Here is a 24,144-nt window from a genome sequence, read left to right as displayed (position 1 = left end):
TATTCTTGCGAAAGCAATATATAAACTTTATTCATTCTAATTACGTTAGTATGCATTTATAATGTTATGCAGGACGCAAAAAAGGACGGCGGCAACCGTCCTTTTTTGTTTGACAACATGCTCGAGTTATCAATCCTTAGTACCTAAGCTTATTATATACCAAATATCCTCAAAATACAAAACATCCCTTATTATAGTCCAAAACGAGCCATAATAGTATCTACATGACGTAACAATGGTGTTGGATCAAAGCAAGCATCAATTTCTTCAGGGCTTAAATACTTAGTAATCTCTGGGTCAGATTTTAATCCTGTGGCAAAGTCTTTTCCTTCCAACCAACGAGCCATAGCATGATGTTGTACCCAACGATAGGCTTCATCACGAACAGCCCCTTTATCCACCAAATGTGTTAAAATCGTTTGGCTAAATACAAGACCACCTGTTAAGTTCAAGTTTTTCATCATATTTTCAGGGTATACTAACAATTTATCTACTGTACGTGTAGCTAGATGAATCATGTAATCCAATGTAATCGTTGCATCTGGTAAAATCACACGTTCTACAGAGCTATGAGAAATATCTCGCTCGTGCCATAAGGCTTGGTCTTCAAATGCCGCTTGTGCATGACCACGCAATACACGCGCTAAGCCACAGATTCTTTCACAAGTAATTGGATTACGTTTGTGAGGCATCGCAGAAGAACCTTTTTGTTTCGGACTGAAATACTCTTCCGCTTCACGCACTTCTGTACGTTGTAAGTGACGAATTTCCAAAGCGATACGATCCAAGGTGCCACCGATAACAGCAATCATAGACAACAATTCAGCATGACGGTCACGAGATACTACTTGTGTCGCTACTTTCACAGGTTCCAAGCCCAATTTTTCACATACATATTGTTCCACAAATGGATCGATATTAGAGTACGTGCCCACAGCACCAGATAATTTACCTACCGCTACAGACTGACGAGCTTGTTCTAAACGAGCAATGTCGCGATCAATCTCGGACATCCAATTCACCAATTTGATACCAAATGTAATCGGCTCTCCATGAATACCGTGCGTACGACCAATCATCGGCGTGTATTTAAACTCTACCGCACGGCGAGCCAACACATCACGGAAATTACGCAACCCTTTTAACAATAAATCACAGGCTTGTTTCATCATGTATCCTAATGCTGTATCTTTTACATCTGTGGACGTTAAGCCAAGATGAATGTATTTTGCAAACTCAGGACCTACATATTCGCCCACCGCAGTGACGAAGGAAATGATGTCATGATTTGTTTCCCGTTCAATTTCACGAATCCGTTCTACTTGAAAGTCACCTTTCTCACGAATCGCTACCGCCGCTTCCTTCGGGATAATACCCAATTCTGCCTGCGCTTCAGATGCCAAAATTTCAACTAATAACATCGTATCGAACTCATTGCGTTCGCTCCAAATATGTCCCATCTCTTCACGAGTGTAGCGATTAATCATTCCTTAACTCCTTTATCTAATCCATTTTCTTATAGAAATATATTTACTATCTATTATGAAAGTCATACCTCACAGGGCATTCTATATTACCTTATCATTATACAAAAATCAGGGGGAACTGTCAGCTATTAGTTAACAGTTCAGTTCCGCATATTACGCACACCTGCCGGGATAGCCCCTACTAAGCAGATCACTCCAAATACTACTAATGCGACGGTACTATTGTACTCCATCATTTGTAATGCGGACATTCCTTCTATCGTATGTGCCAAAATAACCCCAATCAAAGCCATGCTCATAGTTTGCCCCAAGAGACGTACTGTGGAAATCGTAGAAGAGGCAAAGCCAATGTACGTTTTCGGTACAGAACTCATAATTAGATTATTGTTCGGTGGCGCAAAGCAACTCACTCCGATACCTACGATGGCTAAGCTTATCATGATAATTGCCATACTTTCAGTGAAAGTACCATAGGCCATGCTAAGCAATCCTAAGCCGATGAGCACCATCCCCCATCTAGCAAATTGGGATGGATTGTATCGATCAGATAAAGCACCCATACGAGGCGCTAAAAATACCATAATTCCAGTTTGTATGCATAAAATCAATCCGGTCATACGAGAATCAAAGCCCATTATCATTTGTAAAAACAAGGATAATACAAATCCTACGCCAAAAGTGGCGCTAAAGTTCATCATGGCAGCCACACTAGACATAGTAAATCCTAGATTCGACACAAATATCCTAACTGGAATGAGCGGATCCTTACTATGCCATTCTACATATCCTAACACGCTTAATGCCACCAATCCTACTACAAAAGCATAGACACTCCACCAAAAGCGAACCCATTCGGTAATACCAACCATCACTGCGCTGATACCCAAGGCGTATAAAAGTAAACTTTTCATAGAAATACTACTATCTGGTGTATGCACCCACTCTTTATGCAACGAGCGAAAGGCCATCACATTTGCCACAACACCTAGTAAAGTAGTAAACACAAAAATACTACGCCAACCATAATAGTAATTTAGGAAACCACCTAAGGCAGGTCCTAAGGATAACCCTAAGTAGACCATTCCGCCAATCATACCGAACGCATATCCCCGCCGTTCCACTGGTACAGATAAGGTTAAAATAGACATAGACGTAGTATATACAATCCCTAAAGCAATTCCTTGCAATGCCCGATACACTGTCAACATCTCTACAGATCCAACAAAGCACATAAGCCCCGATATTATCGTAAATACAATACTACCTATATAAAACAGCTTGCGTTTCCCATAGATATCCGCTAACTTACCAGCCGGGATCACCGCCATCGTACAGCATAGCAAAAAGGCTTCTACCACCCATGCCATATCATTCGTAGATGCTCCAAACTCGCGCATCATATCTGGAAAAGACATCGTAAGAGAACTCGATGCAAAGGGGTTCAAAAACGCCGCCAGCATCATCGTATATAAAACAGATTTCATCTAATTATCACTCCTTGTTTCAATCTACTCTCATTATAACAATACAAATGAGATTTTGAAAGCGACACCCCCACAGTTGCAGCTGTGGGGTTTCTATATTTAAAGTGACAAATCTCTCTAAGTATGATATAATCCAATTGACAACAAGTTGACTAGTTCCATGGGAACAACAAACCCCCACAGCGCCTACTGTGGGGGTTCTGCTTTTTAAAGAGAGCTACCTCTAGATTGGGTTAGTTACCTTTTAAACCGTCTGTCTAACCACTTGCAGAAATAATGACTGATCGTTCCTGCCACAACAGAGATTAACAAGTTGACTAGGATCTCCATGAATCCACCCCCTTCCTGTCACCAGTATTGGGGAGGTAACATCTACAGTATAGCAAAAATCCACAAATTATAAAATAAGTACCGCAAGCAAACCATATAATCACAAGAAACCAAACGACTTATAAAAACTTTAGCACAGGTTATCTTTTAGAGTACCTACATGTTTCTGTCTAATGTTTACCACCAAGAAAAGCCGTAGTGCTTACTGAAAACTTTAGCGTAGGTCAGTTTTCAGAAGCGCTGCGGCTTTTCCTCCCCCCCTCGAGTCCCCCCCAATAGAAACAACATATCTCATTAGACACTATGATAAAGCAAAAGAAAATCCGCATTGCTTACTAAAAACTTTCGCCAGTTTTTAGAAGTAATGCGGATTTTCATTCTACCTATATACTCAACCGAGATATGTCGTTTCTATTTGAACTCGTTGCAAAGAGATGCAAACATCTCTGCATCCGGTTTCACCACGTCATGTACTAATGCACGAGCGTGTGGACCACCATTTGCTGCATATAATGCTTGTTCAAAGGATGGTTTTGTTGTATCTTGATAAATCAAGCCTGTTACAAGACCATTTGTTTCGCCTAACATAGCAAATGCTTCTGCACGATTTGTTGGATCATAACCTTCTGGCAAATTCACCAAATTATCTTTGAAGTAATCGTAGCCATTTTGTTTATTGTAAGTTACACAAGGGCTGAACACGTTAATGAAAGAGAATCCTTCGTGTTGCATACCTTGTTTAATTAAATCCACTAATTGTGCACGGTTTACCATGTAACTTTGTGCTACGAAAGTAGCACCAGAAGCGATGGCGGTTTCACAAATTGGCAATGGGCTTTCAAAAGAACCATGAGGAGATGTTTTTGTCACAAATCCCACATCAGAACGAGGAGATGTTTGGCCTTTTGTCAAACCATATACATGGTTATCCATAACCACATAGGTAATATTTACGTTACGTTTGAAAGCATGAATCGTATGGCCCATACCGATCGCGAAGGCATCACCGTCACCACCGCAAACCACAACGTTCATATCTTCATTCGCTAATTTCACACCTTGTGCATACGGAAGTGCACGACCATGTGTAGTATGCGCACCATAGGCATAGAAGTACCCACCGATACGGCTAGAACAACCGATACCAGAGATAACAGCCAACTTTTCAGGCGCAATATCAAGAGCAGCTACTGCATCAGCGATGGCTGCTTGTACCCCATAATGACCACAACCTGGGCACCAGTTAGGGCGGATATCATTTCTATATTCATTTGCTGTTGCCATTATAAAACCTCCTTAATTGCCGCTTTTACATAAGATGTTGTAAATGGATTGCCATCATATTTTAAGCAACTAGAAAGTTTTTCTTTATTCGGCATATTGATGCGGAATAAGTTAGTTAATTGACCTGTCGCATTTTGCTCACAAATCACAACTTTTTTAGCACTGTTATAGAATGGTAGCAATTGTTCTTTCGGGAACGGTTTAATTAAACGAAGTTGTAAATGGTTCACTTTGTGGCCTTCTGCCTCTAATTCTACCACTGCTTCTTCGATAGCACCACGGCTAGAGTTAATACCGATCACAAGAACATCTGCTTCCTCATGTTTTGCATTGTTCAAGAATGGTTCATATACATCCGCTACTGTAGATAATTTGCGGAAACGTTTGTCTGTTTGTGCCACGTGCATAGAAGGTGCTTCTGCTGGTTTACCTTCTTCGTTATGCTCTAGACCAGTAGACAAGAATAGACCGTTTTTCATACCTGGAATCGTACGAGGGGAAATACCGCTTTCAGTCAATTCAAAACGTTTGAAGTATTTAGGATTTTCCAATGCTGGTAACTCTTCTTCTTTCATCAAATTACCACGTTCAATACCAACACGGTTCAAATCGAATGTTGGTACAGATTGTTTATTCAAGCCTTGTTGTAAATCAGGCATAAAAATAACTGGACATTGGTATTGTTCCGCCAAGTTGAAAGCATGTTGAATTTCATAGAAACATTCTTCAATACTTGTTGGAGCAATGACGATATTGGAATAGTCCCCATGTGCATTGTAGCAAGCTGCATCAATATCGGATGTTTCCACTTTTGTAGCCATACCTGTGGATGGGCCAGAACGTTGTACATCAATGATCAGCATTGGCAATTCAGCCATAGATGCCATAGATAAAGACTCAGCCATCAAGCTCAAGCCAGGGCCAGATGTACATGTAAAGCCACGAACACCAGCGTATACGCCACCCATAGCCATCATACATGCAGCAATCTCATCTTCTGTTTGTACCACAGTAGATCCAACTTTATCCATTTTCTTAATCATGTATTCCATAACTTCAGAAGCTGGAGTAATTGGGTAAGATGCCATAAAACGGGAGCCCGCTGCAATCGCACCCAATGCTAACGCTTCATTACCAAGCAAGAACATTTGATCTTTTGGTGTTGGTTTATCCAATGTATCTACTTCTACATCACCCAATTGGTCTTTTACCAATTGATAACCCAATTGGAATGCTTGTAAGTTTTTGTTAATAATATCTTCAGATTTTTTTGCAAAGCGAGCTTTGATAGCTGTTAAGAACAATTCTGTTTCAAAGCCCAATAGCGCAACGGACATACCTAGTGCCACGATATTACGCATCAACAAGGAGCCTTGTTGTAATGCTGTTTCAGAAATTGGTAATGCTAAGCATGTTACACCAGTGCCTGTGAAAGCTTCAAAATTAGGATTTACTTTGCTATCGCAAATGATAAAGCCACCTTCACGCACTTCTTTACCGTGCATATCTACAGTTTCTTGGTCAAGTGCTACCAAGAAGTCGATATGCTCACCGACTGTCATAATTTGTTCTAATGCGATACGTAATGCAAATGTTGTGTGACCACCTTTGATACGAGATGCAAACAAACGTTGGCTGTACAAGGAATAACCTTCTTTGGCAAGAATAGTAGCTAAAATTTCGCCACAACTTTCAATACCTTCACCTTGCTGACCGCCCATTTTCCAGATAAAATCTTTACGTTTTTGCAAGAGATTCACCCTCCTTAGGATTGTAATATAGGACCACAGAAAGACTGTATTTATTCAGTGTTTTCGATACACATCAATCTCTCAAAGTTCACCTCTAATAATAGCATTTTTACAACGTTTCATCAATCATATTCCCTATATTTATAAAGCAATATTACCACTTTCACAGACTCTTTATCCATCTATTTCCTAACGTTATGACAGGCATGGTATATAGAGGCATGCCCTATAAGCTAAAAAATACAAAAACCTCGGCCAAGAGAATAAAGCCGAGGTCTTTGTATTTGAGAAAAAAGAGAGAGAACATTTGAAATAGCTTCAAATGTTTTGTTGGGGCAATGGGGGGCGCCCCTTCGGTAAAAGTAGGGTCTTTTACCTGGGAAGGTATAAGATGAACCCTTCCCTATTGTAAGTTAGGTAGATAAAGAGAGAGATCTTTATCTAGCAAAGGTAGTGTGAACCCTTTGCTTGAGTTATTATAGCAAATGATTGTGTAAAAGTAAACACATGATTTTAGAAATTCCTAGCCTTTTTATATATTTTTTATATATAACGTTAGAAACTATTAGTATTACAACCTATGAATACTTTCACCGCCAAAATATTACTTTTCTTTCTGCTTCGCCAATAACTCTGCATGAGCCTTTTTAAATACAAAGGCATTGCGCACATGGCCTCGCATCCGCTCTTCTGCCAATTCGCCGTTGCGGTCATGAATGGCTTCCATAATTTGCTGATGTTCTAAATCACAAGAAATCGTCCTCGTTTTATCTGACGTACTAATGTACATATCACGATTCACCATTTCTCTAAAATCCGCTAAATAATCCGCCACCCGATCATTACCGGAAAATTCTGCAATCAATGTATGAAAGCGGCTATTAATAGCAACCCGTTCTTCTGGATTTTCCGTATGGATACCCGCATCGCACACCTCTTGTAGTTCTACTAGTTGCTCCTCTGTACAGCGCTCCGCGCAAAGTCTAGCCCCTAAGCCTTCCATCACTTCACGACATTGGTACATAGCTACAATCTCCTCTGGAGAGTACCCTTTTACGGTAACACCTTTCCAAGGTTTAATGACCACAAGATTATCTTTCGCCAGTTTACGAAATGCTTCACGAACCGGAGTAGCACTCACATTTAATTGTTCTGCAATACGCACTTCACTTAACTTCATTTTTGGTTTCAAAGAACCCGTCAAAATAGCTTGCTTTAATGACATATATACTTGTTCACTCAACGGCAATCGCCCAATTGAGTCAATACTATGCAAACGATACTCTTCTGTCTTATCCATCGAATCCCCCTCCAGGATGTTACTGTTCTATACTTGTACCTAGTCTTGGCATACGTAACATATTTCTTTCATTATACGTGAAATAGCTCCTAAAAATCAATGAAATCTAATGTCCCTGTGATATAATAGTAATAACTAAATGTATCTGTGTATAGAATAGGAATCAACCATGAGTCGTTGTCTAATTATTATAAACCCGGTATCAGGCGGTGGTCGGGCTCGCCGATACGTAATGGAACTGCAATGGCAACTAAGCGCACTCTTTGATCGCTTAGAAGTAAAATTCACCCGACAAGCCGGCGATGCTACCCGCTTTGCCATCGAAGCCTCCGACGAGGGATTTGATGCCATCTTTTGTATGGGCGGTGATGGTACCATCAACGAAACCGTTAACGGCATTGTGAAAGCTGGCTGTCGTGCTAAATTCGGTTTCATCCCTCTTGGCACGGTCAACGATATGAGCCGCGCTTTGGGCATCCCTTTACAACCTTTAGAGGCTATTCACGGTTTAAAACATAGCACCATCCGCCATGTCGATGTAGGCCGTTGTAATGATGCGTTCTTCTGCAACAACATTGCTATCGGAGTCATTCCCGAAGTCGTTGCCTCCGTCACTCCAAAAGAAAAACAATTATTAGGACCTCTAGCCTACTTTGCCAAAGGTGGACAAGCTTTATTTACGACCAAAGATTATAAGTTCCGCATTACTACCGAAGAAGGAACCCAAGAATTTATGTCCCCATTGGTTATCGCCTTGTTAACCAATGTAGTATCTAGCTTTGAGCATTTCATGCCCACCGCCTCCGTCGATGATGGGTACATGCGCATTATCATTTTTAAAGAATACTTCATCATGAACCTATTCTTTATCTTGCCACTCATTCTAAGCGGTTCTATTTATAATTCAAAATATGTAACCATACTGAAAGTCAAACAAGCACGCATCGAGGTATGCGACACCATGGAGGCTTCCACCAACATGGATGGCGATATCGGCCCTGATGCGCCAGTAGACTTGGAAGTATTGCCTAAGTTTTTACAAGTTTACGTGCCTAGCAAACGCCCTAAAAAGACCAATGGATTATTCCACAATCCATTACAAAAATAAATCCAATAGTTTTTGAACAAGCAACAGAGGAGAGTTGAACCATCAACTCTCCTCTGTTTTCTGTTGTTTTTGAAACGTTACCGAACTACGAATCCATTCCACAGGACTATTCCGTTTGTTGCCTATATCAATTTGTTGTACCATATCCCGCAATTGTGCTTCTCGCACTACAATATCTCGAATACCACCACCTATAGTTGTGGTCTCACGAACACGCATCGCTAGTAGTACATCTTCTATCGTCAATCCTTGTAAATACACATGCTGAATCCAAGTGTTCCCTGTATTGCTAAAGATGATACCTACCTGGCTATGGCGAATCTGTAAATTATACGCATTCCACTGTTCCGTTACACTGGATCCTACAGGATGTCCTGCTAACACTACAATCCCTTGTTGCATACGTTCCATCACAAGATTATGCATCAATAGCCCTACACCATCCCAATGCAATCCATCGCCACTGTGCATACCTTCCATACGCACATCTTGGATACTCAGTTGGTCAACTTGTGTAGCCTCTACCATATGAGCCGGTGCATTTCTTAACACTGTATGTTTTAGGGAAATATCTTTACCATGATGAATGACCACTAATGAAGACCGTGTGGAATTCCCTTTTTCATAACTAGCCCCTCGATGCATAGCAGCTTGTACTTCTGACTTACTTAACAAACCAGTAGTATCAAGAGCAACTTGTGCCACTGCATCCGTTTCAGCTCCACTCTCCTCTTGCAAAAGGTCTTCTTTCCACCCATATCCATCAATAGTACCACCACGAATGACAACACTTTCAATAGGGCCTTGGTCATCACCTTCTAATTGTAAAAGCCCTAAATACGGCGTACCTCCTGTTACCACATAATTAGGTTTCACAAAGGCCGCGCTATCATTGACCGCCATCAACACGGCATCCTTATCTAGTTCCAAGGTCATATAGCTATGTAAGAATAGCGTTCCTGTGCGGTATACACCTTTACTGAGATGTAAGATGCCTCCTGCAGGGGTATCACGTATCGCTTTTTGCAAAGCTACCGTATTATCTGTAACTCCATCCCCTACAGCGCCATAAGCTGTCGCCTCTAACCGTGGTTCTCGAGGCAATGTTTTGACAGGCACCTTGGAAGAATCAGATACGGTAGAACCCGCTTCATCCACCGCTTTTACTTGCACCACATAGACTGTATCAGGATCCAATCCATTCAACTCTACCCTAGGAATCATAGTTCCTCCCTTTGTATTAGGGCGAATTTTTTTCACTTTTTCTTGATTAACGTAAATATCATACCCCGCCAATCGATCATCATCCACTGGATGCCAAGCTAAGGAAATCGTCGTGCTAGTAACATCTAATTTAGGTATTTGCAATTCAAAGTCGCCTGCTTCTACCGTATATTTCGTTACTGGCGTTGTATATTTCACATACATATTCCAGCCTACCCCTAGCAAAGCTAAGAGTAAACTCAATCCTACGACCCACCATCCATACGCTCTATATCGTTTCTGCTTCATTATGTCCATCCTGTTCTCATGTATTCGCCATAGCTCATCTATCTAGCACATGACTTATATGTACCATTCTACATGATTTACAAAAATGGTCAATACTCAGCCGATAGTGGTAACTCGCATAATATGAGACATAGGAACAAGCACGTCTCCTACAGTCATCGTTCGATACACTGTATCAATCTGCTGTAATCGTCCTTGCACCGTATCATAGGCTCGTCCATTGTGATACACCACACTGACTAAATTCCCTATCACTAGCCCCTTACACTGTTTGTCTAACACTTCCAATTGCTCCTCTGAAAGCTCTTTACGACACTCTTTATATCGTGCTGTTTCATCCAACAACTCTTGAAATCCCTTTAATGCCGCAAAGGGCATAAATTGTTTAGCCCGCTGTAACAATGTCATTTTCGGTCGTTTATGTTGCATTATGTCCTCCCACCAAGGTGTTACGAAACTGCATAGTCCCCTCTTCTTGCAAACTGCTAGCACGGAGTATGGAGTTACCGCCGAACTTTTCCTTTATAGTCAATACAGTCCGTTCCACTTGATATGCCTTTTCTTCCCTATCCTGAGACATGGAAAACAAATCTTCTTCCCAAGGTACGGCCTCACGGTTTACTAAATCATCAAATCCTACCGATAACTGCCGAATCGCTTGATGAGGGTGGGCAGTGTCTTTGTACAATTCCAGTACCGTCTGTGAAAGTACATCTAAAGAGCACGTATACTTCGATAATCGTCTTGATCCACCAGTACCTTTCACTGTTCGATCTGCATACCGCACACCTAAGGAGATATATTTCGTCAGTGCTTCTTCTGCAATCAGTTCCAATACTAAAGATTCTACCATTTCCCGAAGGGGCACAAAACACTCCTCATAGGAATAATTTCGCAGCAAAATTTGTCCTCTCGACAACGAATGTTTTGCCGGTCGGTAGGCATGAATTTCTTTCATCGTACACGTCTCATGCCCCCAAGCATGATCAATGAGTAGCTCTGCATTCACACCAAATTCTTTATACCACCTATCCTCTGGCACAGTCGTGATACCATGTAGATCTACTACGCCATACTTATGTAACCGGCTTGCTATTCCCTTTCCGATTTGCCAAATATCAGTGATGGGTCGATGATGCCAGATTTTTTCTTTAAACAGCTCTTCATTAAGAACGCCAATCCCCTGTGGCTCATGCTTTGCTAACACATCGAGAGCCACCTTAGCTAGAAACAAATTGCTTCCTAAGCCGACCGTGGCATGAATATGAGTTTGTTCCAGTACCTTTTGTTTGAATAGCAACGCCAATTCACGCCATGTTTTCTTATATAATCGGCTATATGGCGTTACATCGATAAAATATTCATCAATGGAATACACATGAATATCTTCTGGTGCCACATAGTCCAGTAAGACACCATAAATAGAGGCAGATACCTCCATATATCGTCGCATTCTAGGTTTCACTGCCATATACTCAATGTTGGAGGGAATCTCAAACAAACGACATCGATTCTTGACACCTAATCGCTTGAGTGCCGGAGAAATAGCCAGTGTAATCGCCCCTAGCCCACGTGATGCATCTGCTACAACTAATGGCGTAGTGAAAGGATCTACCCCTAAATCTGCACATTCCACAGACGCATAAAAACTCTTCAAATCTAAGCACATATACACTGCCATACTATCCCTCCTCTATAGGAGTATAATAGCATATTTGTTCTATATTTTCAATATATATGTTCGCTTATTAAACCTATCATACTATAGTAGTTATATATTATTTTTAAAAGATGACTATAGAATAATATCCGCTTTTGACTTGGTTTATTATCAAGCCCCCCTCTCTTTATCATCCTCGACACTTATTAAAGCAACTTTAACATTCAATAAACCAAGCATGTAACTAAGCTCATCACTATTAAAACCAACTCATTTGGGCCTATACCCCAAGAATAGATGAAAAAACAGGTTGCCCCGAAGGACAACCTGTTGTAAGTTTGTGTGATATGATTATATTTCTGATTATAAGAAACGGTTCAAGGAAGCAGTGCTTGCCAAGTGACGATCTGTCATACCCATTTCTGCTGGAGTGCAACCCAATGCAAGACCAATTAATTGGCTCATGTGGATGATAGGCATATCACCATTCATTGGAACAGTTGCTTTTGCTTCTTTTTGGAACATATCCAATTGCATTTGGCAAAGTGGGCATGGTGTTACGACACAATCAGCACCTTCTTTTTGCGCATCTGCATTGATAGAACCAGTCATTTGCATTACAGAATCATGTGCAGGGTATACTGCATGGAAACCACAGCAATCTAATTTACGGGAGAAATCAATTGGAGTCGCACCTAATGCTGTAATCAAGTCTGCCAAGCTTGTTGGGATTTGCATATCTTCAAAGCCCATTTCTTCTTCTGGACGAAGGATATGGCAACCATAATATTCAGCAACGCGAAGGCCAGTCAATGGGCGAGTCACTTTTGCTTTCAAATTATCTAAACCATATTCGCGGATAAGCACCCACAAGAAATGTGTTACTTCACTAGTACCTTTATAGTTCATACCTGCTTCGCCAAGAATGTTGTTTACTTTTTGACGAGTTACTTCATGCTCATCAAGCTCTTTTTTAGCTTCACGAAGCATTAACGTACAAGTGTTACAAACTGTAAGAATATCTAGACCTTCTTTTTCAGCCAACGCGATATTACGAGCGTTAGTGGAAAGAGTCAATAATGGATCGATATCTTGAACGTGGGATGCGCCGCAGCAAGTCCATCCGTCTAATTCTTGGATTTCGATACCTAATTTTTTCGCTACTGCAACGGTTGCTAAGTAGTCTTCTTTAGATGCGCCTTCTAATACGCAACCTGGGAAAAATCCGTATTTCATTATTTTCCAGCCTCCTCTACTGCACGACCGATTGTACGAACACCTTCAATACCATTTACTGGTTTATGAGGAACTACCAATTCGAATGGATTGATTTTGCCATGTTTCCATAAACGAAGAGCGTATAGACCTTGTTTTGCGGAATCTAATAATCCGTCTGTTTTCAAGCTCATTGTTACTTCGTTTAGGCGACCAGTTTTTAACAAGTCTTGTTTGAACGCGATAGCATGACGAGTACCTTTGTTGGACAAGCCAGCTTCTGTCGCTACACGGCGAAGGTTGGAAATATCTTTTTCTGGTTTCAAATGTTTAGGACAACGAGTGATACAGTTCATGCAATGTACACATTTCCACAAGCCATGATTGAAAGCTGGTGTAGTATGCGCCATTGGAGACACATCACGGGAATCCATTACAAAGCGGTTAGCTTTTGTATATACATATGGATCTAAGAAGTCTTCACGATTAGCAGACAATTTGTTACATTCGGAAGCACAGCATCCGCAAAGGATACATTCTGTGTTCATAACGAATTTTTTGAAATCTGCAGCTGTTTGACGAGTACCAGTTTTAGTAGTGAATTCTGGTTTTACGAAGATCCAAGGAGCTACTTCTTTCAAGCGGCTAACTTTTGCTTCCCAGTCAACTACTAAGTCACGGATGACATCAAAGTTACCGATTGGTGCTACTGTGATTTCGTCAGAACCGAAACGTTCTGTAATTTCGTCGATTTTAGCTTCACAACCAAGCATTGCTTGACCGTTAACTTTCACGGAGCAAGCGCCACATACTGCGGAACGGCAAGCTGCTACGAAAGTTAATGTTGGATCTAATGTATCTTTAATTTTTTGTAAGCCCCAAAGGATAGTACGGTCTGCTTCATAATCGAAAGTATAAGACTGTACATACGCGCGGCCTTCGTTAAAGCGGTGGATATGATAAGTAATTTGTCTCATCTTAGTACTTCCTTTCTTGTGGTTCGTATTTAGTGAACACTACATCGCGTTCGGACATTTCGTATTCGCCATTTGCGCCAAGTTTCCAAATTGTATGTTTTAAATATTGGGAATCATCACGTTTAGGGAATTCTTCACGAACGTGAGCACCACGGGATTCTTTACGGTTTAACGCACCTAATGCAATAGCTTTCGCAACTGTTAACATAGATTTGATTTCTACGTAGTTAACGAATGCCATGTTGTAAGTACGGTTGGAATCACCTACGTAGCAAGTTTCATACTCTTTAGTTAAACGTTCGATTACTTCAAGAGCTTCTGTGATACCTGCTTCGTTACGGAAGATACCTACTTTATTCCACATAGCTACTGCCAATTCATCACGAATTTCAGCTACTGGACGACCAGAAGTACGGGATGTAACTTCAACGAATTTAGCTTCCCATTCTTCAGCTTTTGCTTGTAATTCAGCATCGCAATCTGCGAATGTGCTAGCTTGCGCATAGTCAGCAGCGCCTGCACCGGATACTTTACCGAATACAACGCCGTCTGCCAAGGAGTTACCGCCTAAACGGTTAGCACCATGGATAGAGATACAAGAAGCTTCACCAGATGCGAAGATACCAGGGATTTCTGTTGCACAAGTTTTGTAGTCAACTACGTCGATACCGCCCATGATGTAATGGCAAGTAGGACGAATTGGCACTGGATCAGTTAGTGGATCGCAATGTTCAAAGCAAAGAGCCAAATCACGGATACCATGAAGTTTTTCGATGATAACTTCTGGTCCTAAGTGACGAAGGTCTGCTACTACATAAGCATCAAGACCAGTTCCGTTGAAACCACGACCTGCTGCGATTTCATCTTCAATTGCTTTTGCAACAACGTCACGAGACGCTAATTCCATTTTGTTAGGAGCGTATTTTTTCATGAAACGTTCGCCCTCAACGTTTAACAAGTATCCGCCTTCACCACGAACAGCTTCGGACATCAAGATACCAGTTTTACCAAGACCAGTTGGATGGAATTGGATCATTTCCATATCTTTCAAACCTACACCAGCACGGAAAGCTACTGCCATGCCGTCACCAGTGGAAAGGAATGGGTTAGTTGTACGAGTCCAGAATACACGGCCAGCACCACCAGTGGATAATACGATGGATTTAGCTTTGATAATTTCTACTTTACCTTTTTTCATATTCCAGATAATAGCACCACCAGCTTTACCGTCTTTTACAACGATATCTAATAGGTACCATTCTTGTAAGAAATGCACGCCTTCTTTAAGACATTGTTCATATGTTGTATGAAGAATCACATGACCAGTTTTATCCGCACTGTAGCATGTACGTGGATAGGACTGTCCACCAAAGTTACGTTGTGCGATTTTGCCTTCGTCTGTACGAGAGAAAGGAGTTCCCATGAAATCCATTTCTAATACGCCTTCTGGGCAACGTTGACAGAAGAATTCGATAGCATCTTGGTCGCCAAGATAGTCAGAACCTTTTACTGTATCAAATGTATGAACTTCTGTGGAGTCTTCTTTTGCTACGTTATTTAACGCCGCATTAACACCACCTTGTGCCATTGCTGTGGCAGAACGTGTTGGGAAAATTTTTGTGATCAATGCTACACGCAAACCATCGCGTCGTGCAGCTTCTAAAGCAGCTCGTTGGCCTGCTCCACCACTACCTACTACGAGAACATCATATTGTTCCATACGTACCTCCTCAAAAACACTTGTCTTATTTTGAACTATACCTCTTACATACTGTTCTGAAATAAGGAACTATGTTTAACTGCATATATGACTGACATATGCATCAATCTATAGCCTTATTATATACGCTATTTCAAAGTGTTACAATTGTCACACCACCCCCTTAAAAACCCCTTTTTTACAAGGGATTAAGCGGTTTTGATAACGTTTTTCATAGGTTTTATATAAGTATATAACAATACTATTATTTCAAGCTAATTTCCATGCAATTTATACTTATACAGTGTACTTTTATCTTTCCCTCAATTATCTTATTATTACACAATTTTTTAGGTTTTATAATTTTTTGTCATTATTAAATTTTACTTCCAAAACGCATTAGTAAAATGCTTTTAAAAGGTTTTCTTTTTTCTATGTGATATTTTTTCTCATTAATTTTTTTCATATCTATTTATACTTTTTTAGCATTAATAATATGACTTAAATTTATAATACAATATATTGATTTTTATCACATATCACATACAAGTCATATCTATTTTTTTCCATCTTCTTCCCCCCCTCTAATCACTATCTCCCCTCTCATTCACTGATGATACTCTCTAATTGGACGTGTTGTTTAATCCTTTAACTAGTTTCTATCAGTAGCCTATATCCCTCCCCATACTTAGGTTATATAAGATCAGCACATTTTTACTCACTATATTTTGTAAAGTATTTTTTCCTCATTATGGTATGCATTTTTGACATGCTGAGAGCGTTGTGAAAAAACGACTCCTATAGTATAATTTTAGAAGATGTTGTGCCAAAGTGCTTCATCGCTATACAATATATTGATATTGAGTCCGTGTGAAAACATATCTATGCACTCTCATTTACACGTTGTAAATGGGAGTCCTTTTATGGTCAAGGCCTAATACATATGTTAGCCGGATATACTTTCACATATATTCAATATATGTGCATACTCTTTACAATGAATACAAAAACGACATCGTCAGAAAAAGGAGACACTCATGAGCATTATGATCAAGAAACGGGATGGCCATTATGAGCCATTATCGGTAGAAAAAACGAAGAAAATGGTTGCCTTTGCTTGTTTAGGCCTAGATTCTTGTGATCCTATCGAACTAGAAATGGATTGTAAATTACAATTCGTAGACGGTATGACTACAAAACAAATTCAACAAACCCTTGTTCAAACTGCCATCGAGAAAGTCATCCAAAAGGTAGACGATGGGTTCGGCAACATGGTAAACCGCATGAACCAAGATTGGCAGTTCGTGGCAGCTCGTCTATACTTATTCGATTTGTACAAAGAAGCTGCTATCAACCGCAAATACAAAGCCTTCGGCTATGGTAACTTCACTAATTTGGTGAAAACATTGGTGGATGCTGGTCGCTATGCAGACTTCTTCTTAACACAATATACAGAAGCTGAATTAGAAGAACTAGGCGACTATATCAAACCAAAACGTGATTACTTATTTAACTATGAAGGTATTAAGTTATTAGCAGACCGCTATTTAGTGAAAGGGTTCAACAAGGAAATTTTTGAACTTCCTCAAGAACGTTTCATGGCTATCGCTATGCATTTAGCTGTCATTGAAGGCGACAAAAAGGTCTACTACGCCAAAAAATTCTATGACTTAATGAGCGAGTTAAAAATGACCACTGCTACTCCAACATTGGCAAATGCAGGTACACCATTCCATCAACTAAGCTCTTGCTTTATCTCTGGTGTGGAAGATAATCTATGGTCCATTTACGACGTGAATGCGAAGTTCTCTCGTGTGTCTAAACATGGTGGCGCTCTTGGTATTTATCTTGGTAAAGTGCGCGCCTTGAACTCCGATATTCGTGGCTATAAAAACTCCTCTGGCGGCGTTATCCCTTGGATTCGTTTATACAACGATACAGCCGTTGCGGTAGACCAATTGGGGAAACGCAAAGGTGGCGCTACGGTAACACTTGATGTATGGCATAAAGACTTCTACGAATTCGTTGAGCTTCGTACGAACAATGGTGACGATCGCCGTAAAGCGCATGACATCTTCCCTGCTCTATCTGTGCCAGATATTTTCATGGAACGTGTTATCAACCGTGAGCACTTCACATTATTCGATCCACATGAAGTATCTCGTGTGATGGGCTTTCAATTAGAAGACTATTACGATGACGATACGAATAAAGCTTTCACAGAAAAATATTTAGCTTGTGAAGCTAGTCCAGATTTACACGGCATCGAAGTAAGCGCCTTGGATATGATGAAAAAAATCATGCGTTCCGCTGTAGAAACAGGTACACCGTTTATCTTCTTCCGAGATACGACAAACCGTGCGAACCCTAATAAACATGCGGGTATGATTTATGCGTCCAACTTGTGCCATGAAATCGCACAAAACGTTGGGTTCACTGATTTAGATGAAGAGATTATCCAAGACGATGGTTCCATCGTGACTCGCACGAAAGCGGGGGACATGGTAACGTGTAATTTGAACTCTATCAACCTAGGCCAAACCTCTGACGAAGAATTGGAAGAAAACATCGCTTTACAGGTGCGTATGTTGGATAATGTTATCACCATCAACCAATTCCCTGTGCCTGAAACTCGTGTGACTAGCGAAAAATATCGCGCTATCGGGCTTGGCACTAGCGGTTACCACCACTATTTGGTGAAACATAAAGTACAATGGGAAAGTGATGCACACTTGGAAATCGCTGATACATTGTTTGAAAATATTGCCTATGCTGCCATCAAGGCATCCATGGAATTAGCAAAAGAAAAAGGAGCGTATCCTGCTTTCAAAGGGTCTCAATGGGAAACTGGAGAATATTTTGAACGCCGTGGTTATACCTCTGAAAGATGGCAACAACTGAAAGCTGACGTAGCCAAATATGGTATCCGTAACGGTTACTTAATGGCTATCGCACCGACAGGCAGCACATCCAATATTGCTAATACCACAGCTGGCATTGACCCAATATTCAAAAAATTCTTCATCGAAGAGAAAAAAGGTAGCTTCACTCCGAAAACAGCGCCTGATTTGAGCAATGAAACGATGTGGTTCTACAAAGAAGCACATACTATCGATCAACAATGGTCTATTAAAGCCTGCGGTATCCGCCAACGCCATATCGACCAAGCGCAGTCTTTCAACTTGTATATTACGCCACAAATGAAAGCAAAAGAAATTCTAGATTTATATGTGGAAGCCTATAAACAAGGCATTAAAACAATTTACTATATCCGTAACCAATCCTTAGAAATGGATGAATGCACTAGTTGTTCCTCCTAATCTTTGGCGGGGTTATATGTAATCAATAAAAGAGCACGGCATGCTCCTCTCAAACGGTATTTCATAATGTTTGTTCGGAGCACACCGTGCTCTTTTGATATATTTCAAATTAGATAAATCCCCCGCCAAAGATGTAGTCGGAACGACGTCGTTATTTCGGGGAGGGGCGGATTTGTATTCTGTAAGTAACTATGGTATACTTGACATAGAAACAAGAAGAGCCATCAACGTGTTGTGGCGTTAGGCTCATCTCAAAAAAACGGTGAAATGAAATGGCCTAACGTGTTGAGGTGGTGAGATACCTCTTTACGTTAGGCGTTTTCATTATTTATATAAAGCAATAATGTTAACTACTAATAATAAAATAGAAATAATCAAGCTGATTTTTTCGTATTTCGTCATAGTATCACCTCCTCCCATCGTAGGAAGAGATGAGCCCAACTCACGTTGATGACGCTTCTTTATCTTTATTATATCACAAATATTTACGATATGTTGATATTTTAGGCATTTTATATCATGAAACTCCTACAGATGTCGACTATAATCGAACTTACGCTAATATCTACTAATAATTTCGACTATACTCGAAATTATATATATAAATTCTAATGATTTCGAGTATAGTCGAAATCACTGTTGGAATATACATCTATTTCGAGTATAATAGAATCAATGAAAGTGAGGTGTTAGCCGTGGAATATATTAAACGCCCTAAGTACTTGGCACAAATAGAACCATTTATTGATAAACCAGTGATTAAAATTCTCACAGGTATGCGTCGTGTGGGGAAGTCTACTTTATTAACAATCATTAAAAATACTATCTTGCAGGAAGTACCTGATGAACAAAAAATTTATATTAATTTTGAATCCTTAGAATTTTTAGAGATAAACACTGCAGCACTACTAGCTAAGCATCTCATAGAAACAACGAAACACTTGGATGGAAAACTCTACTATTTTTTTGACGAGATACAATTGGTCCAAGATTGGGAAAAAGTTGTAAATGGTCTGCGTGTTGATAGAGATTGTGATATCTATATTACTGGCTCCAATTCCTCCTTAATCTCTGGCGAGCTTGCTACACTTCTTGCTGGCAGATATGTAGAGTTTGAAATACAACCATTTACATTTGATGAGTTTATAGAAGTATTTCAGGAGAAACACCTGAGTAAGGAAGATCTATTCACTAAATTCATCCAATTAGGTGGCATGCCTACCTTAAAATACTTTAACTTAGAAGAAAATAGTAGTTATAAATATCTAAATGATGTGTATCATACGGTTTTGATTAAAGACGTGTTAACACACAATAAGATTCGCGGTGTAGATATTTTCAATCGAATCCTATCATTTACTATACAAAATATAGGGTCCCCTGTTTCGGCAACTAGTATTAAAAAGTATTTAAAGAGCGAGCATCGGGATGTTTCTATTGATACTATCCTGAATTATTTAGACTATTGTCAGCAAGCTTTCATCCTGAAAAAGGTGTCTAGATTCGATACGGTCGGTAAAAAAAATCTTAAAATCGATGAAAAATATTACCTTACGGATCATGGATTTCGGGCTGCTAAGGGGTATTCTAATACGAAAGATATTGAAAGAGCCCTGGAAAATATCGTATATATTGAGCTGATTTCTAGAGGATATACCGTAGAAATTGGGAAAGTAAAAGATATGGAAATCGACTTTATCGCCACTAAAGATAAAGAACGAATATACTATCAAGTGTCCTATCTCATGGAAACAGAAGCCACACGACAACGTGAATTTGGCGTCTATGCTCATGTACAAGATAATTACCCTAAGTTTGTTCTCTCCATGGATACCGTTGACTTTAGCCAGGATGGAATTGTTCACAAACATGTAGTTGATTTTTTGTTGGAGAATACGGAAGTATAAAACGTATATTAGAATAAAGTATACAGAAATCTCTTGCGACTTATTTTCCCACTTTTTATTTTTTGCTGTATACTACTACCAACAACAATTACTTTTCCTATTTCTCTACTATCGTGCTACAATAAAAGCGTACTAAATTAACAGGAAACGTATTCTAGCGTAGGGTACACAAAAAAGCACAGGACTGGTACTCCTGTGCTTTTTGATTGCCATTTTCTCCACCTTTTTAGTATAATAGAGGGTAGTATGCATCTACATCTCTATGAAAGCATGCATCATATCCAGGCTTTCATAATAATTTATATACATATTTTGATTATAGATAAGGTAGGATCAACTTTCATGGAAAAGAAACTGATTTTTAATGAACATGGTGACCGCGGCACGCAAAGTATGGTGGGCGGTAATACGACGAATTTACGGGAATGGAATCGTATTAAGTACGATTGGGCGAATACATTGTATCGCACGATGCTGAACAATTTCTGGATTCCCGAAGAAATTTCTTTGAACGAAGATATTAAGCAATTCCCGTATTTAACAGATAGCGAGCGCCGTGCTTTCGATAAGATTATTTCTTTCTTAAATTTCTTGGACTCTATTCAAAGCGAAAACTTGCCAAACTTGAGCCGTTATATTACGGCATCTGAAGTGGCTTCTTTATTGAATATCCAAGCATTCCAAGAAGAAATCCACGCTCAATCCTATTCTTACATTTTGGATACGGTAACGAATCCAATTACTCGTGACCGCATTTATGATGAGTGGCGTACAGACGAGCATTTATTGGCTCGTAACCGCTTCATCGCCGACATTTACCAACGCTTCAGTGATGAGCCATCGGAGCACAATTTAATCCGCACTATCATGGCCAACTATATTTTAGAAGGCATTTATTTCTACTCTGGATTTAGCTTCTTCTACACATTGGCTCGCCAAGGTAAAATGACGGCTACTTCCACAATCTTCAAATATATCAATCGTGACGAAGTAACTCACTTAGTATTGTTCCAAAATATTATCCGTGAACTTCGCATCGAGCGCCCTGAATTATTCACTGCTGAACTAGAAGCTGAGTTAACACAAATGCTTCGTGAAGGTACTGAAAATGAAATTGCTTGGGGCCAATACATCACTGATGACAAAATCTTGGGCATCAACAACACATTGATCGAACGCTACATCAAATACTTAGCGAACCAACGTGCTGATTCCATCGGCTTGCAACCGTTATATCCAGACATCAAGGAAAACCCTATGGCTTGGATTGAAAGTTTCTCCAACTTGAACAGCACAAAAACTGACTTCTTTGAAGCGAAAGTTACAAACTATACAAAAGCTGCTGCCTTCGATTTCGATGATTTGGAGTAATAATGCCTATAAGGTTATATACATAAAAGCTACACGTAGATATATTCTACTGTGTAGCTTTTTGTTTTCTCTATCAATCTATATGTTTCAATTTTATAATTCAATAAACTTAGTACTTAACTAAGTTCATTGCTATTAAAACCAACTCATGTTGTCCTATAACACTCATTTTCCCCGTCAACATTTTTAACGTTTTGTATGCATAAAAAACACATGCAAAAAGGTCTTCTTTATACTCTTAGATTCTATAAACCTAATTCTAAAGAAGACCTTTTAATAGATACCTTATTATATATGTAATTATATCAGATATGATGCAATTGTTTAGGCTTTCACCAACGCCCGATGTATGAGTCCAATCACGAATCCTACGCCACCGAATACAACCCAGTCCATACCAATGCCGTGCATTGGCACTTGTGTAGCAAAGAATTGTCCTAAGCTCCCCAAGTCTACCTTCGCTGTTTCTAAGCCAGATACAAGAGCTGTGATAAACGTTGTGCCTACTGTCCATGCATACACACATTGACGCCCTTTAAATACAGGATCCAAGAATGCCAAGGCGATCAACACAATAGCCAATGGATACAGGAACATCAACACTGGGATGGCTGCTGTAATGATAGTTTTCAATCCAAACATACCGACACCAATGGAAATCAGTACAAACAATACGGCATAGGCTTTATAGGATAAGCCTCCAAATTGTGTGCTAAAGTACTGGGCGCAAGAGGTAACCAGTCCAATGCTCGTCGTCAAGCATGCTAGCAATACGATGACTGCCAAGATCATGGCCCCTAAGTCGCCGAATAATAAGCGAGCTGATTCTGCTAATACAGGTGCTCCCGTATCTAAGATGCCTAGCTGTTCTACGCTAGTAGCGCCCAAGCTAGCAATAAAGATATACACCACGCCCAAGCAGCCTACGGCGATTAAGCCAGCTTTCAGTGTAGCACGTGTAATTTCATCACGTGTTTGTGCCCCTGAAAGTGTAACAAATTCGATGACCAAAATGCCAAACACAAAGGATGCTAATGCATCTAATGTGTTGTACCCATCTAAGAACCCTTGTAAGAAAGCTGTTCCACTAGTAGCGTAAGCCTCTGTTGGCGTACCGTAGCTCCCCAAAGGAGTAATCAAAGATTTAATAATCAACACCACAATTGTCACTAACAAGGCTGGTGTTAACACTTTACCAATGCGATTCACCAGTTTTTGTGGATTAATAGATAGCCACAAGGTCAATAGGAAGAAAGCAATGAGGAATATGGTTTGTGCTGTATCCGAGGCAGTACCGCCTAAAAATGGTTTTACTGCAATTTCATAGGATACAGTTCCCGTACGAGGAATGGCAAAGGCAGGGCCGATAGATATATATAATGCCAATGTAAATAAGACCCCAAACACTGGATGCACACGACTAGCCAAGCTCTGTACATTGCGACTGCCAGAGTAGCCCATGGCCATTACCCCTAATAATGGCAAGCCTACACCAGTGACGATAAACCCTAAAATAGCCCACCACACATTAGTACCAGCATGTTGACCTAAGGTAGCGGGGAAGATTAAGTTACCTGCCCCAAAAAATAAAGCAAACAGCATCAGGCCGATAGCAATATAGGCTCGCCCCGATAGTTGAGTATGATCTGACATACGCTCTCCTTTCAAATACATTCTATACTAACAAATATACACTGTATAAAAACAATTTTTATGCTTATTTTCTTATTATATCTAAT

16 protein-coding genes are annotated in these 24,144 nt (G+C 40.0%); 4 read left to right on the top strand and 12 right to left on the bottom strand.

The window, feature by feature from the left end:
- Window positions 1-191: 191 nt before the first annotated feature.
- The 5 genes from purB to EO127_RS03755 all read right to left on the bottom strand — a co-directional run bounded on the left by purB (window position 192) and on the right by EO127_RS03755 (window position 7,636).
- Complete coding sequence (gene purB / locus EO127_RS03775; protein WP_127448090.1) at window positions 192-1,487, bottom strand: adenylosuccinate lyase; 1,296 nt, start codon at window positions 1,485-1,487, stop codon at window positions 192-194.
- Between the two features lie 140 nt (window positions 1,488-1,627).
- Window positions 1,628-2,971 carry an MFS transporter gene (locus EO127_RS03770; protein ID WP_127448089.1) on the bottom strand — a complete coding sequence of 448 codons (1,344 nt, stop codon included), beginning with the start codon at window positions 2,969-2,971 and terminating at the stop codon, window positions 1,628-1,630.
- A gap of 741 nt (window positions 2,972-3,712) precedes the next feature.
- Complete coding sequence (locus EO127_RS03765) at window positions 3,713-4,585, bottom strand: 2-oxoacid:ferredoxin oxidoreductase subunit beta (protein WP_009352915.1); 873 nt, start codon at window positions 4,583-4,585, stop codon at window positions 3,713-3,715.
- Window positions 4,585-6,336 carry a 2-oxoacid:acceptor oxidoreductase subunit alpha gene (locus EO127_RS03760; protein WP_127068833.1) on the bottom strand — a complete coding sequence of 584 codons (1,752 nt, stop codon included), beginning with the start codon at window positions 6,334-6,336 and terminating at the stop codon, window positions 4,585-4,587. The genes EO127_RS03765 and EO127_RS03760 overlap by 1 nt, the downstream gene beginning before the upstream one ends.
- A 604-nt stretch (window positions 6,337-6,940) precedes the next feature.
- On the bottom strand, window positions 6,941-7,636 hold the full coding sequence (locus EO127_RS03755) for a GntR family transcriptional regulator (protein WP_127068832.1): 696 nt from the start codon (window positions 7,634-7,636) through the stop codon (window positions 6,941-6,943).
- A gap of 169 nt (window positions 7,637-7,805) precedes the next feature.
- Here EO127_RS03755 and EO127_RS03750 point away from each other — a divergent pair, with 169 nt between their 5' ends.
- Complete coding sequence (locus tag EO127_RS03750; RefSeq protein ID WP_127448088.1) at window positions 7,806-8,744, top strand: diacylglycerol kinase family protein; 939 nt, start codon at window positions 7,806-7,808, stop codon at window positions 8,742-8,744.
- Window positions 8,745-8,786: 42 nt separating this feature from the next.
- On the opposite strand, the gene EO127_RS03745 is transcribed toward EO127_RS03750, so the two are convergent.
- The 6 genes from EO127_RS03745 to EO127_RS03720 all read right to left on the bottom strand — a co-directional run bounded on the left by EO127_RS03745 (window position 8,787) and on the right by EO127_RS03720 (window position 15,828).
- Window positions 8,787-10,256, bottom strand: coding sequence for a glycosyl hydrolase family 28-related protein (locus EO127_RS03745; protein ID WP_164742280.1), 1,470 nt, complete (start codon window positions 10,254-10,256; stop codon window positions 8,787-8,789).
- A gap of 96 nt (window positions 10,257-10,352) precedes the next feature.
- Complete coding sequence (locus EO127_RS03740; RefSeq protein ID WP_240645999.1) at window positions 10,353-10,685, bottom strand: hypothetical protein; 333 nt, start codon at window positions 10,683-10,685, stop codon at window positions 10,353-10,355.
- The gene (locus tag EO127_RS03735; RefSeq protein WP_127448086.1) at window positions 10,675-11,937 is read right to left on the bottom strand and encodes a DNA repair protein; all 1,263 of its coding nucleotides are present in this window, start codon (window positions 11,935-11,937) and stop codon (window positions 10,675-10,677) included. The genes EO127_RS03740 and EO127_RS03735 overlap by 11 nt, the downstream gene beginning before the upstream one ends.
- 342 nt (window positions 11,938-12,279) lie before the next feature.
- The gene (locus EO127_RS03730) at window positions 12,280-13,152 is read right to left on the bottom strand and encodes a CoB--CoM heterodisulfide reductase iron-sulfur subunit B family protein (RefSeq protein ID WP_127061866.1); all 873 of its coding nucleotides are present in this window, start codon (window positions 13,150-13,152) and stop codon (window positions 12,280-12,282) included.
- Entirely contained in the window at window positions 13,152-14,108 is a 957-nt protein-coding gene (locus tag EO127_RS03725) for a succinate dehydrogenase/fumarate reductase iron-sulfur subunit (RefSeq protein WP_127061868.1), read from the bottom strand. Before EO127_RS03725 ends, EO127_RS03730 begins: the two co-directional genes overlap by 1 nt.
- Window position 14,109: 1 nt before the next feature.
- Complete coding sequence (locus tag EO127_RS03720) at window positions 14,110-15,828, bottom strand: FAD-binding protein (RefSeq protein WP_127068826.1); 1,719 nt, start codon at window positions 15,826-15,828, stop codon at window positions 14,110-14,112.
- Window positions 15,829-16,844: 1,016 nt separating this feature from the next.
- Here EO127_RS03720 and EO127_RS03715 point away from each other — a divergent pair.
- From EO127_RS03715 to EO127_RS03705, 3 genes are all read left to right on the top strand, one after another.
- Window positions 16,845-19,127, top strand: a complete 2,283-nt coding sequence (locus tag EO127_RS03715; protein WP_127448085.1) for a ribonucleoside-diphosphate reductase subunit alpha — start codon at window positions 16,845-16,847, stop codon at window positions 19,125-19,127.
- A 695-nt stretch (window positions 19,128-19,822) separates the two neighbouring features.
- Window positions 19,823-21,034 (top strand): ATP-binding protein, encoded by a 1,212-nt coding sequence (locus EO127_RS03710; protein ID WP_127448084.1) that lies wholly within the window; start codon window positions 19,823-19,825, stop codon window positions 21,032-21,034.
- A 342-nt stretch (window positions 21,035-21,376) separates the two neighbouring features.
- Window positions 21,377-22,405 (top strand): ribonucleotide-diphosphate reductase subunit beta, encoded by a 1,029-nt coding sequence (locus EO127_RS03705; RefSeq protein WP_127068821.1) that lies wholly within the window; start codon window positions 21,377-21,379, stop codon window positions 22,403-22,405.
- 324 nt (window positions 22,406-22,729) lie between these two features.
- Here EO127_RS03705 and brnQ read toward each other — a convergent pair whose 3' ends face one another.
- The gene (gene brnQ, locus EO127_RS03700; protein ID WP_127448083.1) at window positions 22,730-24,058 is read right to left on the bottom strand and encodes a branched-chain amino acid transport system II carrier protein; all 1,329 of its coding nucleotides are present in this window, start codon (window positions 24,056-24,058) and stop codon (window positions 22,730-22,732) included.
- Window positions 24,059-24,144 lie beyond the last annotated feature (86 nt).

Origin of the sequence: Veillonella sp. 3310, from assembly GCF_003999875.1 — a bacterium.
GTDB lineage: Bacteria > Bacillota > Negativicutes > Veillonellales > Veillonellaceae > F0422.
Note: the sequence above shows the minus strand (reverse complement) of the source record. Positions and strands in the feature narration are given on the sequence as shown.

Coding starts and splice junctions, on each gene's coding strand:
- EO127_RS03725 (WP_127061868.1), bottom strand. CDS start 14,108: ATGAGACAAATTACTTATCATATCCACCGCTTTAACGAAGGCCGCGCG.
- brnQ (WP_127448083.1), bottom strand. CDS start 24,058: ATGTCAGATCATACTCAACTATCGGGGCGAGCCTATATTGCTATCGGC.
- EO127_RS03765 (WP_009352915.1), bottom strand. CDS start 4,585: ATGGCAACAGCAAATGAATATAGAAATGATATCCGCCCTAACTGGTGC.
- EO127_RS03770 (WP_127448089.1), bottom strand. CDS start 2,971: ATGAAATCTGTTTTATATACGATGATGCTGGCGGCGTTTTTGAACCCC.
- EO127_RS03755 (WP_127068832.1), bottom strand. CDS start 7,636: ATGGATAAGACAGAAGAGTATCGTTTGCATAGTATTGACTCAATTGGG.
- EO127_RS03750 (WP_127448088.1), top strand. CDS start 7,806: ATGAGTCGTTGTCTAATTATTATAAACCCGGTATCAGGCGGTGGTCGG.
- EO127_RS03735 (WP_127448086.1), bottom strand. CDS start 11,937: ATGGCAGTGTATATGTGCTTAGATTTGAAGAGTTTTTATGCGTCTGTG.
- purB (WP_127448090.1), bottom strand. CDS start 1,487: ATGATTAATCGCTACACTCGTGAAGAGATGGGACATATTTGGAGCGAA.
- EO127_RS03730 (WP_127061866.1), bottom strand. CDS start 13,152: ATGAAATACGGATTTTTCCCAGGTTGCGTATTAGAAGGCGCATCTAAA.
- EO127_RS03745 (WP_164742280.1), bottom strand. CDS start 10,256: ATGAAGCAGAAACGATATAGAGCGTATGGATGGTGGGTCGTAGGATTG.
- EO127_RS03705 (WP_127068821.1), top strand. CDS start 21,377: ATGGAAAAGAAACTGATTTTTAATGAACATGGTGACCGCGGCACGCAA.
- EO127_RS03715 (WP_127448085.1), top strand. CDS start 16,845: ATGAGCATTATGATCAAGAAACGGGATGGCCATTATGAGCCATTATCG.
- EO127_RS03720 (WP_127068826.1), bottom strand. CDS start 15,828: ATGGAACAATATGATGTTCTCGTAGTAGGTAGTGGTGGAGCAGGCCAA.
- EO127_RS03740 (WP_240645999.1), bottom strand. CDS start 10,685: ATGCAACATAAACGACCGAAAATGACATTGTTACAGCGGGCTAAACAA.